Source organism: Bacillus cereus group sp. BfR-BA-01310 (assembly GCF_022664325.1).
Classification (GTDB): Bacteria; Bacillota; Bacilli; order Bacillales; family Bacillaceae_G; genus Bacillus_A; species Bacillus_A paramycoides.
The window spans coordinates 392,669-408,756 of record NZ_JAKUHD010000001.1; the positions used below are offsets into that span (position 1 = coordinate 392,669).

Consider the following 16,088-nt stretch of genomic DNA (forward strand, 5'->3'; position numbering starts at 1 on the left):
GCTACACCTTCTTTCTTAAACAAGCAATATAAAAGCCATCTGTTGCAAAATAATGTGGTAAAATTCGTACTTGACCCTCATCAATATACGGATTTAACTTTTCTGGCATACGCTCTTTTATCGTAGTATCCCACTCAAATTCAGGATGCTCTTGTAAAAATTGCTTTATTACTTGTTCATTTTCTATTTTTTCAATTGTGCACGTACTATAAACAAGGCGACCACCTTGTTTTAACAATGGTGCTATTTTTTCTAGTATCGCAAGTTGAATCGTTGATAATCGTTCACTATCGCCCTTATCTTTACCTAACTTAATATCAGGTTTACGTCTAATAACACCAAACCCAGAACATGGTGCATCTACTAATATTTTGTCAAAAGATTCATTTGCAAAATGCTCTTGAACTTTTCTAGCATCTAAAGCCATCGTTTCTACATTTTCTAAACCCAGTCTCTTCGCCTGTTGTTCAATTAAACGTACTTTATGTGCGTGTAAATCAAGCGACATTACCTTACCAGTTCCGTCCAAACGCTCTGCAATATGAGTTGTTTTTCCGCCAGGAGCAGCACAACTATCTAGAACTGCATCTCCTTTATTCGGTTCTAAAGCGCGTGCTACAAGCATTGAGCTTTCATCTTGAATAGAAAGGAAACCTTTTTTGAACGCTTCTGTATGTGCGACATTTCCTCTTTCAATTTGAATTGCATCCTCTGACAATTCGCCGCGTTTTGCTTCTATACCCTCATCAGCTAATAACGCAACCGCTTCTTCTACCGTTACTTTATCAACATTTACACGTGCTGTTGGTACAGGTGGCAACATATTTACTTCACACATTTTCTCTGCTGTCTCTAAACCATATTCAGATGCCCATTCTTGTACAAGCCACATTGGATGACTCGTTGCAATTGCAAGACGCTCTACTGGATTTTCGATTTCTTCTAACGAAGGTACACCTTCTCGCTGAATTGAACGCAATACTCCGTTCACCATGCCTGAAATCCCCTTATGCCCACGACGCTTTGCAATCTCAACCGCTTCATGAATAGCAGCTCTTTCTGGAACTCGGTCTAAATATAACATTTGATATAGAGATAGGCGCAGTAATACTCTTACCCATGCCTCAACTTTTTTTCTTAAAAATGGTTGTAAGTAAAAATCTAGTGTGTCACGACGTTGAATCGTTCCATATACAATTTCAGTTAATAAACCAATATCTTTTCTGTCAATTGTACTTTTTTCAATCAAATTATTTAAAAGTAAGTTACTATATGCACCACTTTTTTCTACTTGAATTAAACCATCAAGAGCTAACTCACGAACATTTTGTCTCATGCATTTTCTCCTAACTTCGTACCAATTTCAGGTTTTGTTCCACGTAAAAATTGTGAACAACTCATACGTTTTTTACCAGACGGTTGCAATTCAGTAATTTTAATACCTGTCTCATTCCCTGTTGCAACAACAAATCCATCTTCTTCATGAGCTACTACTGTACCTGGTTCAGCTTGCTCTGCCATAGAGACCTTCTCTCCCCACCATACTTTAATAACTTGTCCTGCTAAAGTCGTATAAGCAACTGGCCATGGATTCAATCCGCGAATGTGATTGTATACTTCTTCACCTGTTTTTGTCCAATCAATTTTCTCTTGCTCACGTTTTATATTATATGCGAACGTCACTTCATCTTCATTTTGTTTAATTGGTTCTAGTTTACCCTGAATTAGTAAAGGAACCGTTTTAGATAAAAGGTGCGCTCCCGCTTCGCTTAACTTATCAAATAATGAACCTGTTGTTTCACGCTCTTCAATTTCTACTTCTACTTGCGTTAAAATATCACCAGCATCTAATTTTTCTACCATATACATAATTGTAATACCTGTTTTCTCTTTACCTTCCATGATTGCATAGTGAATCGGTGCACCACCGCGAAGTTCTGGAAGTAATGAAGCATGGACATTAATACATCCGTACTTTGGCGCTTCTAAAATTTCATTCGGTACAATCTGACCGAACGCAGCTGTTACGATTAAATCCGGCTCTAACGCTAATACTTTTTCATATTCGTCTTTTTCACGAATTTTCAGTGGCTGTAACACCGGAATACCATGCTTCTCCGCTTCTACTTTAACAGGCGTAGGTGTTAAAACCTTTTTTCTACCTACTGGACGATCTGGTTGCGTTACAACACCCACTACGTCATATCCATCCTCGATAAGACGACGAAGCACCGGCACAGAAAAGTCCGGTGTTCCCATAAATACTACTTTTATCATTCAAAAACCGCTCCTTTTAACACCTATTCTAATTCGTTTTCTTCATAATATCTCGTCACTTTAGATGTGAATAAAACACCATGTAAATGATCGATTTCATGCTGAATTGCACGCGCCAAGAAGTCTTTCGCTTCTAATAAGAATATTTTCCCGCGGCGATTTTGCGCACGCACTTTAATATAATCTGCACGCTCCACTTCACCATAAAGTCCCGGAAAGCTTAAGCAGCCTTCGGGACCTACTTGTTCACCACGTTTTTCTAAAATAACCGGATTAATTAATTCGATTTTCCCCGTATCATCACCGATATCAACAACAGCTACTTGTAAGCTTACACCTACTTGTGGCGCAGCTAAACCAACGCCGTCTGCAATTAACATTGTTTCATGCATATCTTTTAACAATTTCACTAACTTTTTATCAAAGTTAATTACTCTTTCGCATGGTGTTTCTAACACTTCATTTGGATGCTTTACAATTTCTAAAACTGCCATATTTCCCTCCGCTACATTAACATTGTTGGATTAAAATCAATTGAGATTTGTAGCTCTTTTTGCATTTCTGCTTGATAATGTTCATTTACCATTTTGAGCACGTTCTTTAAGTTTGGTTCCCGTTTGTATTTTATCATGCATTGGTAACGATATCTATCTTTTATCCTTGGAATTGCTGAAGCAACTGGCCCTAATACCATCGTTTGCTGTGAACAATGCATTCGTAAATGACCGACAATTTTTTCCGTCACTTGGACTGCCTTTAATAATTCTGGATGAGATACAGTGACAAGTACAACATAGTAATATGGCGGATATTGCCTCATTCGCCTCATTTGCATTTCTTGTTCAAAAAATACATCATAGTGTTGATTCTTTGCTAATTCTACACTGTAATGTTCCGGCGTATACGTTTGAATTACAACTTCCCCTGGCAATTCATGTCTTCCTGCACGTCCACTCACTTGCGTCAATAGCTGATAGGTCTTTTCACTCGCCCGAAAATCAGGTAGGTGAAGCATCGTATCCGCCGTTAAAACACCAACAAGCGTCACCTTCGGAAAATCAAGTCCTTTTGCAATCATTTGTGTTCCAAGTAATATATCTGCTTTCTCTTCACCAAATGCCTTTAATAATTTTTCATGCATTCCTTTGCGGCTTGTTGTATCCACATCCATTCGAATGACTCGCGCTTCTGGAAATAGTTTTGTGATTTCTTCTTCAACCTTTTGCGTCCCTGTACCAAAGAAACGAATATAAGTACTATTACAAGCAGGACACTCTGTTGGCATATTTTCTTCATAACTACAATAATGACATTTTAAACGATGGTTCATTTTGTGATATGTCAGCGAAATATCACAATGCGGACATTGTACGACATACCCACAATCACGGCACATCACAAACGTAGAATGACCCCTTCTATTTAAAAAGAGAACCATTTGTTCTTTCTTTTCTAATCGATCTGCTATTTTTTCATGCAGTGCCTTTGAAAACATTGAGCGATTTCCATCACGAAGCTCTTCCCGCATATCAACAATTTCTACCGTCGGCAAAGCTTGTTCATTCATACGTTTTTCCATTGTAAGCAACCCATAGACACCTTTTTTTGCTCTAGCAAACGATTCAAGTGTCGGCGTTGCACTTCCTAGAACGATTGGACACTTATGATATTGCCCTCTCCACACTGCTACATCTCTTGCATGATACTTCGGATTATCTTCTTGCTTATAACTCGATTCGTGCTCTTCATCAATAATAATGATCCCTAAATTTTCAAATGGAGCAAAAATAGCTGAACGCGCACCAACTACAACTTTCACTTCTTTTCTTAAAATCTTTCGCCATTCATCATATTTTTCTCCGACAGAAAGCGCACTATGAAGAACCGCAACTTGCGAACCGAACCTACCTTTGAAGCGATCTACCATCTGGGGCGTTAACGCGATTTCTGGAACAAGCACAATCGCTTCTTTTCCTTTCTTCAACACCGCTGCTATAGATTGTAAATACACTTCTGTCTTACCACTTCCTGTAACACCATATAGTAAAAATGGATTGTACGTTTCATTTGTAATCGATGACAAAATCGGTGTAATTACTTGCTTTTGTTCCTCAGTAAGCGGGAATGGTTTCGTTTGTTCAAAATCATCATCGTCATATGGATTCCGGTATACTTCTACATACTTTTCTGAGATTAGACCTTTTTTAACAAGTGCTTTTATTGGAGCATCTGTTATTTGTAATTCTTCTGTTAAAATTTTTAACGGTACACTTTTGTAATTTTCTACAAAATAATAAAGTACATCTTGTTGTTTTTTACTTTTCAGTTCAAACGCCGCTAATTCTAGTTTATCTTCCGGCAATTCTGGTTGAACTACTCTTTGTTTCTTCTTTTGTACTTTATCCTTTACTTGATAAACTACTTCAATCGTACCATTTTTAATTTCTTGTTGAATAGTGCGATATAGGTGTGGCTGCGCCTCGATAGCTTCCCAATCTATCGTTTCCTTCCCCTGAAATAAACAAAGAATTTCTGGCGTAACTTCTTCTTGTTTACGAAGCTGCAGACGCTTTTTATACGTTGCTTTTATCGCTGTCGGCAGCATCACTTGAAAAGCTGAAATCATATAACATAACGTTTCACTTGTAAGCCAATACCCAAGCTTTAATAACTCCTCATTTAAAACTGGAGTGACATCTAGTATTTCATAGAGTACCTTTAATTTTTTACTTTCTACGTCAACCGAATCCTTTATGCCAATAATAAAGCCTTGCAATTTCCTCGGGCCGAATGGGACTACTACACGCATTCCTGTTTGCACAATATCTTCCCATTTTTTAGGGATAATATAATCAAACGGTCGATCTGTTTGACGTGCAGGTACATCAACAATTACACTCGCAAACTTCATAAACGATCATCTTCTAACATCATTTCAATTTGCTTTAATATTTCACGAGCTACTTCTTTCTTCGTTAAAAGTGGCAACTCAATAATCTCTCCATCTTTTCTATACATTGTTACAATATTTGTATCTGTACCAAATCCAGCTCCTTGGGCTTTCACATCATTCGCAACAATCATATTTGCATTTTTCTCACGTAATTTTCTCGTTGCGTACTCCTCTATGTTTGTCGTTTCGGCTGCAAATCCAATAAGTAACTGTTGGTCCTTCTTCTCACCTAACGTTTTTAAAATATCCACTGTTCTTTCTAATTCAATAACAGCATCGCCATTCTTCTTTTTCATTTTATTATCATGAACATATTTCGGGCGGTAATCTGCAACTGCAGCTGTTTTAATAACAACATCCGTATTGGAATAATACTTAAGTACAGCTTCTAACATATCTTGTGCAGATTCCACTTGTACAGTTGTTACATGTAGTGGTGGAGTTAGCGATGTCGGTCCTGAAATAAGTATAACCTCAGCTCCTAAGTTTGCTGCCACTTCCGCAATTGCATATCCCATCTTTCCAGAAGAAAAATTCGTCATAAAACGAACCGGATCAATCTTTTCACGTGTCGGTCCAGCTGTTATTAATATTCGCTTTCCTTGCAATGGCTTTTTCTCTGAGAAAGATGCCTCTAAACGCGCAATAATCGTTTCAGGCTCTTCTAATCTTCCTTTTGCTACATAACCACATGCTAAAAAACCTTCCCCAGGCTCAATGAATGTATATCCTAAAGTTTTTAACGTCATCATATTTTTTTGAACAATTTTATTTTCATACATATGCACGTTCATAGCAGGTGCAATCCACACTGGCGCTGTAGTAGCTAACAAAGTAGTTGTAATCATATCGTCAGCAATACCACCAGCTAACTTTCCAATACAATTGGCTGTAGCAGGTGCAACAAGTACAACATCCGCCCAATCTGCTAAATCAATATGAGCGATAACCGCCGAGTCTTTCTCATCGAATGTATCTGTATATACATCATGACGAGAAAGCGCTTGAAATGTAAGAGGAGTAACAAACTTCATTGCTGACTCACTCATCATCACTTTTACAAGTGCCCCCGCTTGTGTCATTTTACTTGTTAACGCAGCTGCTTTAAAAACCGCAATGCCTCCTGTTACACATAGAAGTATCTTTTTCCCTTTTAGCATATGACTCGTCCTCTTTCTTTTTCAAACTTATTCTGCTGAAATGGAATTTTTTCAGCTCGTCAGTGCTAGTATTTCGTTTCTTCTTTATACAAGTTCTTTTCAGCTCTGTCGTAAAAAAATAACAACCTACTTGTAAATAGGTTGTTACCGTTACATAGAAAATTATAATGTCTATGTTTTAATTTGTCGAAAAGATGGTCTTAATCAATTATTTTGTCTTCGCTTGGTACATATTTTAATACTTCTGCATCGATTTCTTCTAATGATTTACCTACACATTTATGAGAAACAGGTTGTTCAATAACACAGTTGTCAGCAAGTTGCATTTCACGAGCACGCTTCGCAGCTACTGTTACAAGTGTATATTTAGAATCGATTTTTGTTAATAATGAATCAATTGATGGATTTAACATAATTATAGACCCTCCGTCATTTCTTTATAATATTTTGCTACTCTTTCGCGGCGGCAATGTTCGCCAACCACAATTGCTTTAATTCTGTCGCAAGCTAATTCAACTTGATCGTTTTCTACTACATAGTCATAAGCGTCCATCATTTCGATTTCTTCTTTCGCTACCGTTAAACGATTTTCAATAACATCTTCAGTTTCTGTACCACGACCGACAATTCGGTTCTTTAGTTCAGATAAACTTGGAGGTGCTAAGAAAATAAATACACCTTCAGGAAAGGCTTTTTTAACTTGAATTGCTCCTTGCACTTCAATTTCTAGGAACACATCTTTTCCTTCTTGTAATGTTTTTTCAACATAATCAATTGGTGTTCCGTAATAATTACCAACGAATTCAGCCCATTCAAGTAACCTCTCATTACGAATCATTCCTTCAAATTCTTCTCTCTCTTTAAAGAAATAATCCACACCATCTACTTCACCTTCACGCGGTTTACGTGTCGTTACTGAAATAGAGTACTGAAAACGCGTATCTTCATGGCTAAACAGCTCTTTTCGAACCGTTCCTTTCCCGACCCCAGAAGGTCCTGAAAGAACGATGAGCAATCCTCTTCTACTTCTCATAAATATGTAAAACCTACCCTTCCTCACTTAAATCTTCTTTATTATTCAAACGATGTGCAATCGTCTCTGGCTGAATTGGACTTAATACAATATGCCCATCATCCATAACAATAACCGCCCTTGTTTTTCTCCCATACGTAGCATCAAGCAAAGCATTATGTTCACGTGCTTCCTGTACTGTTCGTTTAATAGGAGCTGACTCCGGACTTACAATAGCAATAATTCGATGAGCAGATACAATGTTTCCATATCCAATATTTAAAAACCTCATGGCCATAGTTTGCGCCTCCTAGTAAGTCTATCCGATTTCTCCACCACGTATAACTTTATATATTTTTTGAAAGCTACTCAATATTTTGTACTTGTTCACGAATTTTTTCAAGGTTATTTTTCATTTCTACGACATATTTTGAAATTGTTAAGTCATTTGCCTTAGAACCAATCGTATTAACTTCTCTATGCATCTCTTGCACGATGAAGTCCATTTTCCTTCCAACAGGCTCTTCAATTTGCAGTGCTTCACGAAATTGATCTAAATGACTTTGTAAGCGTACTAGTTCTTCGTGAATATCTGAACGCTCTGCAAATATTGCCACTTCTGTTAGCAATCGTTGTTCATCTAAATCTTGATTATGTAATTCTTTTAAGCGATTTTCTAATCGTTCACGATATTTTTGTGTAACAATTGGCGCATGTGGGATAATTGCATTTACACAATTGTGAATCTCTTGCAAACGATACGCTATATCTTTATGTAATCGTTCTCCTTCGCCCTCTCTCATCGTTTTCAACATATGAGCAGCTTGGCGAACAGCCTCATATAAACTGTTTTCAAATTGTACATTTACATTTTCTATTTCTTCAATTGCCGTTACTTCTGGCATTCCCATTAATTGTTGAAGTGTAATAGAATCTTGTAATTGAAATTTTCCTTTTATATCTTCCATAATGGATTGGTACTGTTCAAGAAGCTCCCAATTCACACTTAATTTTCTTTCAACAAGCCCTTCACCTGTTATACTAATAGACACTTCAATACGTCCACGGCGAACTTGTTCTGCAATTATTTTACGAATTTTATCTTCAAACACCATCATTTGCTTCGGAAGTCGAATACTCATTTCTAAAAAGCGATGGTTCACCGACTTCATTTCTACTGTAATTTGAAAAGTATCGTTTTCTACTTTCGACCTTCCAAATCCTGTCATACTACAAATCATCTTTATCACATCCAAGCCATGAAATAACTCAATGAAAAAGGTAATAGAGATGCAACTCTACTACCTTCTGTAAATTATATCACATTTTCATATTATTGACTATTTCAAGTTTAATCCCTTCTTATATAACAGTGGTTTTTTCTTTTCCTCTTTTTTTCTTGTTAATAAGGATCCTACTAATAAGAATGTCGGAATAGATGATAATCCTCCAATTAACAACCAATCTCGTGCTTGTATCGGCAATGTGCTAAAAATCGGTTGTAATGGCGGATAATAGATAACTACAAGCATTAACAATAAGGAAATAATAACCGCTCCTACTAAATATATATTTCCAAATGGGTTGCGATGAAATATAGAATGTTCACTGCGACAATCAAATACATGAATAAGCTGAGCAAGTACTAATGTTGCGAATGCTACCGTTTGTGCATACTTCAATTCGTTCGGATGCTGGTTAAATGCAATAATAAACGCTACTAATGTCACTGCTCCGATTAGAAAACCACGACTTATAATTTTCCACGCAAGCCCTCTAGCAAATACCCCTTCTTTCGGATGGCGTGGCGTTCGCTTCATCACATCTCCTTCAGCTTTATCCAACCCTAATGCCATCGCTGGTAAACCATCAGTAACTAAGTTCACCCACAAAATTTGAATCGGAACCATCGGCAATGGCAAAGCAAGTAACATCGCAAATAACATAACTAAAATTTCACCAACATTAGATGCTAACAAATACCGAATAAACTTCCGGATATTTTCATATATGTTTCTACCTTCTTTAATCGCCGATTTAATCGTGGCGAAGTTGTCATCTAACAACACAAGTGAAGAAGCTTCTTTTGCAACGTCTGTCCCTGTAATCCCCATCGCAATCCCTATATCGGCTGTTTTAATAGCTGGAGCATCGTTCACTCCATCACCTGTCATAGCTACTATATGCCCCCTATTTTGCAATGCCTTAACAATTTTCAATTTATGCTCAGGAGACACACGAGCGAATACATACGTATCTTCTACAATATTTTCTAATGCCTCCACATCCATATTCGCAAGTTCTACTCCTTCTACAACGCGTCCACCCGGTGGTAAAACCCCTAACTGTTCCGCAATTGCCATTGCTGTCACTTTATGATCTCCCGTAATCATTACCGTTCTAATACCAGCTTCCTTACACTCTTTCACCGCTCGTGCAACTTCTGGTCTTGGCGGATCTATCATTCCTTGTATTCCAACAAGCATAAAATCCTGCTCGACTTCTCTTTCATGTTCAATTGAATCTGTAATTTTTAACGGTTTAAATGCCACCGCAATCGTTCGTAAAGCTTGACTTCCCAAACTATGAATCGCTGCCTGTACTTCTTTTCGGTACAGTTCACTTAAAGGCTGCTGTTTATTTCCCCATAAAATTGTTTGGCTCATTTGCAAAAGAACATCTGGTGCTCCTTTTGTAATAACAAATTTTTTGCCTTCACGATCACGAACGATAACGCTCATCATTTTTCTAGTTGAATCAAAAGGAAATTCACGAATGACTTCAAACTTTCCTTTAAGAGCTTCACGTGATATCCCCGCCTTCATTGCTGCTGCAACGAGAGCTCCCTCTGTTGGATCTCCATCTAACACATACGTCTTTTTCTTTTGAATAACATTCGCATTATTACATAAACAGCCAAATGTAAGTAGTTGATAAAGTGATTTCGTCTTAGCAGGGTCAATTACTTTTTCACCCTTCATAAACGAACCTGTTGGCTCATAACCTTGACCTGTTACCTTCCACAATTCTCCACCTGACCACATATGCGTTACCATCATTTTATTTTGTGTCATTGTTCCTGTTTTATCTGAGCAAATAACAGAGGCGCAGCCTAATGTTTCTACAGCCGGCAACTTTCGCACAATCGCCTTCTTTTTAATCATGCGCTGTACGCCAAGTGATAACGCAACCGTAACGATTGCTGGCAATCCTTCCGGAATAGCCGCAACAGCGAGCGAAACCCCAGCCAAAAACATGTGATACACTTCATTCCCTTGATATACACCGGCTAGTACAACAAGAGCTGTCAAAATAAGAGCGACAATAATCAAAATTTTCCCAAGCTGTTCTAATCTTCTTTGTAATGGCGTTTCCATTTGCTCAGCATTTTGCAACATATTTGCAATTTGCCCCATAGCTGTATTCATTCCAGTTGCTACGACTACTCCTGTTCCAGCACCTCTCGTTATCATCGTCCCCATAAATGCCATGTTTTTTTGATCCCCAATTGAAACATCTTGACCTTGTAACGCCTCTACCTTCTTTTGCACAGGCACTGACTCTCCTGTAAGAGCCGACTCTTCAATATATAAACTTGAGGATTCCACAAGTCGAACATCCGCGCCAATACGGTCACCACTTGAAAACTTAATAATATCACCTAGTACAAGCGCTTTAGACGGTGCCTTTATCCACTTTCCGTTTCTTAGTACAGTAACTTGAGGAGCGGCCAATTCTTTTAAAGCTTCCAACGATTTTTCAGCTTTCCTCTCTTGAAAGAAACCTAGGATACCATTAATAATAACGATTGCAACAATTGCAATAGAGTCGATATACTCTCCTAAAAAAGCCGAAATAATTGTAGCACCAAATAAAACAAGCACCATAAAATCTTTAAATTGCGCTAAAAACACCATAAGCGCAGAAGGGCGCTTTGCTTCTTCCAATTCATTTGTACCAAATTTCTTTAATCGCCCCTCTGCTTCTTGCTCTGTAAGACCTACCTCCACATTCGTATTCGTTCTTTCCTCCACTTCATGTGCACGCATTTCATACCAGTTCATTCTGCCATCGACCTCCTGATTCCAGACATACTCTAATGAAAGCTTATTCAGCCTCGTCCAAAAAAATGCTATAATTAACTTTTAGTTAGAAAGGAGTGTTCATTCATGGCATTCGATGGATTATTCACAAGAGCGATTACACATGAAATTGCAAATTCTCTTCAAACAGGAAGAATTTCAAAAATATATCAACCCTCAAAATATGAAATTTTATTACATATTCGAGCAAACGGAAAAAACCAAAAGCTGATTCTTTCATCTCATCCTACATATGCGCGTATGCACTTAACGAATCAAAACTATGATTCACCAGCGATACCGCCGATGTTTTGTATGCTTCTTCGCAAACATTTAGAAGGTGGGTTTATTGAAAAAATTGAACAAATTGACTTGGAACGTATTATTCAAATTACAGTTCGCAGTCGTAATGAAATCGGAGACGAATCTTTAAAAACATTAGTAATCGAAATAATGGGACGACACAGTAACATTATCTTAGTAGATACGAAAACAAATGTTATTTTAGATAGCTTAAAACACGTTTCTTTAGCCGTAAACCGTCATCGAACTGTATATGCGGGAGCTGAATATGTTGCACCACCAGCCCAACATAAAATCAACCCACTGCACATTGAAAATACGGATGATTTTATTAGACCACTAGACTTTTTATCTGGAAATATGGATAAACAGCTTGTCGGAGCTTTTATGGGGATTTCCCCACTCTTTGCAAAAGAAGTAGTGAAAAAAGCAGGTATGGTAAATGAAGAAGCATTATCTGAAGCTTTCTTCATCTTGCAAAAACCCCTACTAACGCATCAGTACGTGCCAACAATGATAACTGCAAATGGAAAAGAGTTCTTTTACCTATTCCCTCTTTCTCACTTGCAAGGAAATGAAAAAACATTTTCGTCTGTTAGTGAGTTGTTGGATCGTTTCTTCTTTGGTAAAGCAGAGCGCGATCGTGTAAAACAACAAGCTCACGATTTAGAGCGATTTATGCAAAATGAAAAGTCAAAAAATGAAAAGAAGCTAATTAAACTAGAAAAAACATTACAAGACGCTGGAAAAGCAGATAAATATCAATTATTTGGAGAGCTACTTACAGCCAATATGTATGCTTTGAAAAAAGGGGATAAAGATATTGAAGTTGTTAACTATTACGACGAAAATAGTAGAACTGTAAAAATCACATTAGATCCTTTAAAAACACCATCTGAAAATGCACAGCGCTATTTCCAAAAGTACCAAAAAGCGAAAAATTCGGTTGCTATTGTAGAAGAACAAATCGAAAAAACAAATGAAGAAATTCTTTATTTTGATAGCTTACTGCAACAAATGGAAGCTGCTTCTTCAAAAGACATTGAAGAAATTCGTGAGGAACTAGCTGAAGAAGGTTATGTGCGTAGTCGTAAGACGAAGAATGCAAAGAAAAAACCAACTAAACCAATATTGGATAAATATTTGGCTAGTGATGGCACAGAAATTTTCGTCGGTAAAAATAATAAACAAAATGATTATTTAACAACGAAATTCGCTCGTCGTGATGAGATTTGGTTACATACGAAAGACATACCTGGGTCTCACGTTGTCATTCGTTCTTTGGAGCCTGCTGAAGAAACTTTACTAGAAGCTGCTAAAATAGCCGCTTATTTCAGTAAAGCAAAAGATTCTAGCTCTGTTCCTGTAGATTTCACAAAAATACGCCATGTCAAAAAACCGAGCGGTGCAAAACTGGGATTTGTTACATATGATAATCAACAAACAATATATGTAACGCCAGATGCCGACACAGTAATGAAATTAAAAGCATAAATACTTAAAAATGCGTTGCTTGTAAGCAACGCATTTTTTTATGTTTTTAGTTTAGTTCATATATCCATTAACTAATTCATAACATCTTTCTTTTGTCATCTTATATTTCTCCTCTGAAGCTTCTATACGTCTCATCGTTCCATTGTTTGGATCAGTACCAATTGCTTTAACTTTACTTTCTTTTTCTTTAACCCACGCAATTTGTTTCGTTTTTAACGACTGAAATGCATCAGGGGACATAGTATTTTTTAATGTGTTGTAAATTTCATTTAATTTACTATCCCACAATTGATAATTTCCTTCTATTTCATTTACTATATCGTTTGTTGTCATAACGTTCGTATGTTTTTCTTGATTTTCTAGAGCTGCTAACTCATTTAGAACCTTAGTTTTACCTAATGCTGAAGAAGATTCTTTTTTGAGCTGCTTCTCTTTTTTTGAGCTAATATACGTACTGGAATCATTTCTCTTAGCTGTTTCTTGTTCTTGAATAACATCTTCTTTCGTTATCTTTTCTTGTTTTTTATCATCTACATTGTATGTAATAACAGATGTTTGGGCGTCCACAGCAACTACCCCGTTACTTTCTTTAAAAATATATTTCTTATCGCCACTATTCTCTTCTCTAACAAAAGAGACATTCTTGAAACCTTGAACTCTAAGAAGTTCGTTAGCTTCTTCTTTAGTTAACTTTAAATCTGCTGGAGTATTTGATGACCATCTATCCATTAACCATTTTCCATCTTTATAAACTAAAATAAATTCCCACGTCTCCGCTTCATTCCCCATATCATTTGCAAGGGTGAGTGTCTCAATCTTTAAAACATCATTTTTCTGCGAATAAGTTAGCCTCACTTCTGGCTCAATATGAATAGGGAATGGCAACATATCCGTTTCTCTTGACCTATTAAATGTATCAAGCAATCCAGGAAGCTGATTCTCTACAAACTTATTTGAAACTAATCCCTTAACCCCTTTTTTAGCTATATCCAAATCTCCAGGATTATTTCGACTCCATCCATTTTCTTTTTCCATTTCACTAAAAGAGTTTGCAATTTCATCCACACTCTTTCTTACGATCTTTTTAGCTTCTTTCTCTGTCACCTCCGGCGCTTCATCCAGCTGATCAACTTTTTCATTGAGTTGAACGTAGTTATTACTTTTTTCACAGCCTGTTACAACAAGCATACTAATCGCTAAACAAAATGACATTAATTTACTTAATTTCTTCATGTACTCACATTCCTCATTCATTTATATTCGTTACGCATTCCTATCTTCGAGAGAAATCCAACAATTACCTATTATATCAATAATCATCATTTGTTTATATATTAAATTTTATATTCAAATAAAACAAAGGATATGCTACTTTTCCAAATGTATAATCTAAAAATCGTGTATACTTTTCTTTCCTAACTTCAATATTGTCAAAAAATTTGACACGCTATTTCGTATTTGTATAAATTTTTTTACAGTGTGTAAAGAAAGTGAATCTTGAATCGATGTATTTTTCATTCCCCCACTGATAAATTGAAGCAATCTGTATTTCACGAGCAGCCCACCTTCCACAAATAGTGGGCTAAATTTCTTACCTTCTCTAAAATATATGCAATTCCCACTATCTTTTCTCTAAATATAGATTTTGGCACGCTACTTGCTTTATTCAATACTGTGAAAAGGGGGCATTAACATGACTTTAAGAATTAATAAAATACAAAAACAACTACATAACTACGGAATTGATGGATTACTTATTACAAAAAAAGAAAATCGTCAATATGCAACAGGCTTTACAGGTAGCGCTGGCGTCGTCTTAATCTCTGCGGATAAAGCTATTTTTATAACCGACTTTCGCTATGTAGATCAAGCGAAATCACAAATAAAAGAAGCCGAAATTATTATGCATAAAGGAAATTTAGAAGAAGAAATTGCAAATCAAGTATCGAAATTAAACATTCAAAAACTTGGAATTGAAGAAAATAACATGACTCTACAACAATATAAGAACTTACAAAAATATATACATGCGGAAATAGTTCAGGTGTGTGAAATCATCGAAGATATTCGTATTATTAAAGACACTCCCGAAATAGAAATAATGAAAATTGCAGCTCATATTGCTGACGAAGCATTTCACCACATCCTTCAATTTCTAAAACCAGGAATAAGTGAGACTGATGTCCGAGATGAATTAGAATTTTTCATGCGAAAAAAAGGAGCTACATCCTCATCATTTCAAATCATTGTGGCTTCTGGTGTTCGTTCTTCTCTCCCCCATGGAGTTGCATCAAATAAAATAATCGAGCGCGGCGATATCGTTACATTAGATTTCGGTGCCCTTTATAATGGATATTGTTCTGATATTACACGTACTGTAGCAATCGGCGAGCCATCAGAAGAATTCAAAAAAATATATAATGTTGTGCTAGAAGCATTAAAACGTGGAACTGAAGCAATTAAACCTGGAGAAGCTGCGAAAAGTATCGATGATATAACAAGAAACTACATTACAGAACACGGATATGGTCAATATTTTGGCCACTCTACCGGGCACGGTCTTGGCTTAGAAATACATGAACCTCTTCGTCTATCTCAAGAAAGTAAAGCTACTTTACAAGAAGGCATGGTTGTTACAGTGGAACCGGGAATTTACATACCAAACTGGGGCGGTTGTAGAATTGAAGATGATATCGTCATTACAAAAGACGGATATGAAGTTATTACAAAAGCAAATAGAGAGCTAATTGTTATCCCTTGTTAAAAATTATGAACTTTTTAACAGGAGTTTTTCTCTGCACATAGAA

General features: G+C 36.7%; 13 protein-coding genes. 2 read left to right on the top strand and 11 right to left on the bottom strand.

Annotation, left to right across the window (positions count from 1 at the left end; genetic code table 11):
- Position 1: 1 nt before the first annotated feature.
- The 10 genes from rsmB to MR109_RS02005 all read right to left on the bottom strand — a co-directional run bounded on the left by rsmB (position 2) and on the right by MR109_RS02005 (position 11,466).
- Positions 2 to 1,336, bottom strand: coding sequence for a 16S rRNA (cytosine(967)-C(5))-methyltransferase RsmB (gene rsmB, locus MR109_RS01960; protein ID WP_242270767.1), 1,335 nt, complete (start codon positions 1,334 to 1,336; stop codon positions 2 to 4).
- A complete protein-coding gene (gene fmt / locus MR109_RS01965) occupies positions 1,333 to 2,277 on the bottom strand; it encodes a methionyl-tRNA formyltransferase (protein WP_242270769.1) in 945 nt (314 codons plus the stop codon). Before fmt ends, rsmB begins: the two co-directional genes overlap by 4 nt.
- Positions 2,278 to 2,300: 23 nt before the next feature.
- Positions 2,301 to 2,771: a peptide deformylase gene (gene def, locus MR109_RS01970; protein WP_002173124.1), complete on the bottom strand. Its 471-nt coding sequence runs from the start codon at positions 2,769 to 2,771 to the stop codon at positions 2,301 to 2,303.
- 11 nt (positions 2,772 to 2,782) lie between these two features.
- Positions 2,783 to 5,188, bottom strand: a complete 2,406-nt coding sequence (gene priA / locus MR109_RS01975) for a primosomal protein N' (protein WP_242270771.1) — start codon at positions 5,186 to 5,188, stop codon at positions 2,783 to 2,785.
- A complete protein-coding gene (gene coaBC / locus MR109_RS01980) occupies positions 5,185 to 6,390 on the bottom strand; it encodes a bifunctional phosphopantothenoylcysteine decarboxylase/phosphopantothenate--cysteine ligase CoaBC (RefSeq protein ID WP_002173126.1) in 1,206 nt (401 codons plus the stop codon). The genes priA and coaBC overlap by 4 nt, the downstream gene beginning before the upstream one ends.
- A gap of 200 nt (positions 6,391 to 6,590) precedes the next feature.
- Positions 6,591 to 6,803 (bottom strand): DNA-directed RNA polymerase subunit omega, encoded by a 213-nt coding sequence (rpoZ, locus tag MR109_RS01985; protein ID WP_000933964.1) that lies wholly within the window; start codon positions 6,801 to 6,803, stop codon positions 6,591 to 6,593.
- A gap of 2 nt (positions 6,804 to 6,805) precedes the next feature.
- Entirely contained in the window at positions 6,806 to 7,423 is a 618-nt protein-coding gene (gene gmk, locus MR109_RS01990) for a guanylate kinase (protein ID WP_242270774.1), read from the bottom strand.
- A 13-nt stretch (positions 7,424 to 7,436) separates the two neighbouring features.
- Complete coding sequence (gene remA / locus MR109_RS01995; RefSeq protein WP_002173128.1) at positions 7,437 to 7,700, bottom strand: extracellular matrix/biofilm regulator RemA; 264 nt, start codon at positions 7,698 to 7,700, stop codon at positions 7,437 to 7,439.
- A 67-nt stretch (positions 7,701 to 7,767) separates the two neighbouring features.
- A complete protein-coding gene (locus MR109_RS02000; protein ID WP_002173129.1) occupies positions 7,768 to 8,643 on the bottom strand; it encodes a YicC/YloC family endoribonuclease in 876 nt (291 codons plus the stop codon).
- Between the two features lie 99 nt (positions 8,644 to 8,742).
- Positions 8,743 to 11,466 carry a calcium-translocating P-type ATPase, SERCA-type gene (locus MR109_RS02005; protein ID WP_048373955.1) on the bottom strand — a complete coding sequence of 908 codons (2,724 nt, stop codon included), beginning with the start codon at positions 11,464 to 11,466 and terminating at the stop codon, positions 8,743 to 8,745.
- A gap of 105 nt (positions 11,467 to 11,571) precedes the next feature.
- Between MR109_RS02005 and MR109_RS02010 the strand changes: the two genes are divergently transcribed.
- Entirely contained in the window at positions 11,572 to 13,281 is a 1,710-nt protein-coding gene (locus MR109_RS02010; protein WP_242270776.1) for an Rqc2 family fibronectin-binding protein, read from the top strand.
- 51 nt (positions 13,282 to 13,332) lie between these two features.
- Here MR109_RS02010 and MR109_RS02015 read toward each other — a convergent pair whose 3' ends face one another.
- Positions 13,333 to 14,514, bottom strand: coding sequence for a lysozyme inhibitor LprI family protein (locus tag MR109_RS02015; protein WP_242270778.1), 1,182 nt, complete (start codon positions 14,512 to 14,514; stop codon positions 13,333 to 13,335).
- A gap of 460 nt (positions 14,515 to 14,974) precedes the next feature.
- Between MR109_RS02015 and MR109_RS02020 the strand changes: the two genes are divergently transcribed.
- Positions 14,975 to 16,045: a M24 family metallopeptidase gene (locus tag MR109_RS02020; protein WP_242270779.1), complete on the top strand. Its 1,071-nt coding sequence runs from the start codon at positions 14,975 to 14,977 to the stop codon at positions 16,043 to 16,045.
- Positions 16,046 to 16,088: the final 43 nt, after the last annotated feature.

What these genes read in the sequence shown, in the direction of transcription:
- MR109_RS02010 (WP_242270776.1), top strand. Translation starts at nt 11,572, where the DNA reads ATGGCATTCGATGGATTATTCACAAGAGCGATTACACATGAAATTGCA.
- rsmB (WP_242270767.1), bottom strand. Translation starts at nt 1,336, where the DNA reads ATGAGACAAAATGTTCGTGAGTTAGCTCTTGATGGTTTAATTCAAGTA.
- fmt (WP_242270769.1), bottom strand. Translation starts at nt 2,277, where the DNA reads ATGATAAAAGTAGTATTTATGGGAACACCGGACTTTTCTGTGCCGGTG.
- MR109_RS02020 (WP_242270779.1), top strand. Translation starts at nt 14,975, where the DNA reads ATGACTTTAAGAATTAATAAAATACAAAAACAACTACATAACTACGGA.
- rpoZ (WP_000933964.1), bottom strand. Translation starts at nt 6,803, where the DNA reads ATGTTAAATCCATCAATTGATTCATTATTAACAAAAATCGATTCTAAA.
- gmk (WP_242270774.1), bottom strand. Translation starts at nt 7,423, where the DNA reads ATGAGAAGTAGAAGAGGATTGCTCATCGTTCTTTCAGGACCTTCTGGG.
- MR109_RS02015 (WP_242270778.1), bottom strand. Translation starts at nt 14,514, where the DNA reads ATGAAGAAATTAAGTAAATTAATGTCATTTTGTTTAGCGATTAGTATG.
- coaBC (WP_002173126.1), bottom strand. Translation starts at nt 6,390, where the DNA reads ATGCTAAAAGGGAAAAAGATACTTCTATGTGTAACAGGAGGCATTGCG.
- remA (WP_002173128.1), bottom strand. Translation starts at nt 7,700, where the DNA reads ATGGCCATGAGGTTTTTAAATATTGGATATGGAAACATTGTATCTGCT.
- MR109_RS02000 (WP_002173129.1), bottom strand. Translation starts at nt 8,643, where the DNA reads ATGATTTGTAGTATGACAGGATTTGGAAGGTCGAAAGTAGAAAACGAT.
- priA (WP_242270771.1), bottom strand. Translation starts at nt 5,188, where the DNA reads ATGAAGTTTGCGAGTGTAATTGTTGATGTACCTGCACGTCAAACAGAT.
- MR109_RS02005 (WP_048373955.1), bottom strand. Translation starts at nt 11,466, where the DNA reads ATGAACTGGTATGAAATGCGTGCACATGAAGTGGAGGAAAGAACGAAT.
- def (WP_002173124.1), bottom strand. Translation starts at nt 2,771, where the DNA reads ATGGCAGTTTTAGAAATTGTAAAGCATCCAAATGAAGTGTTAGAAACA.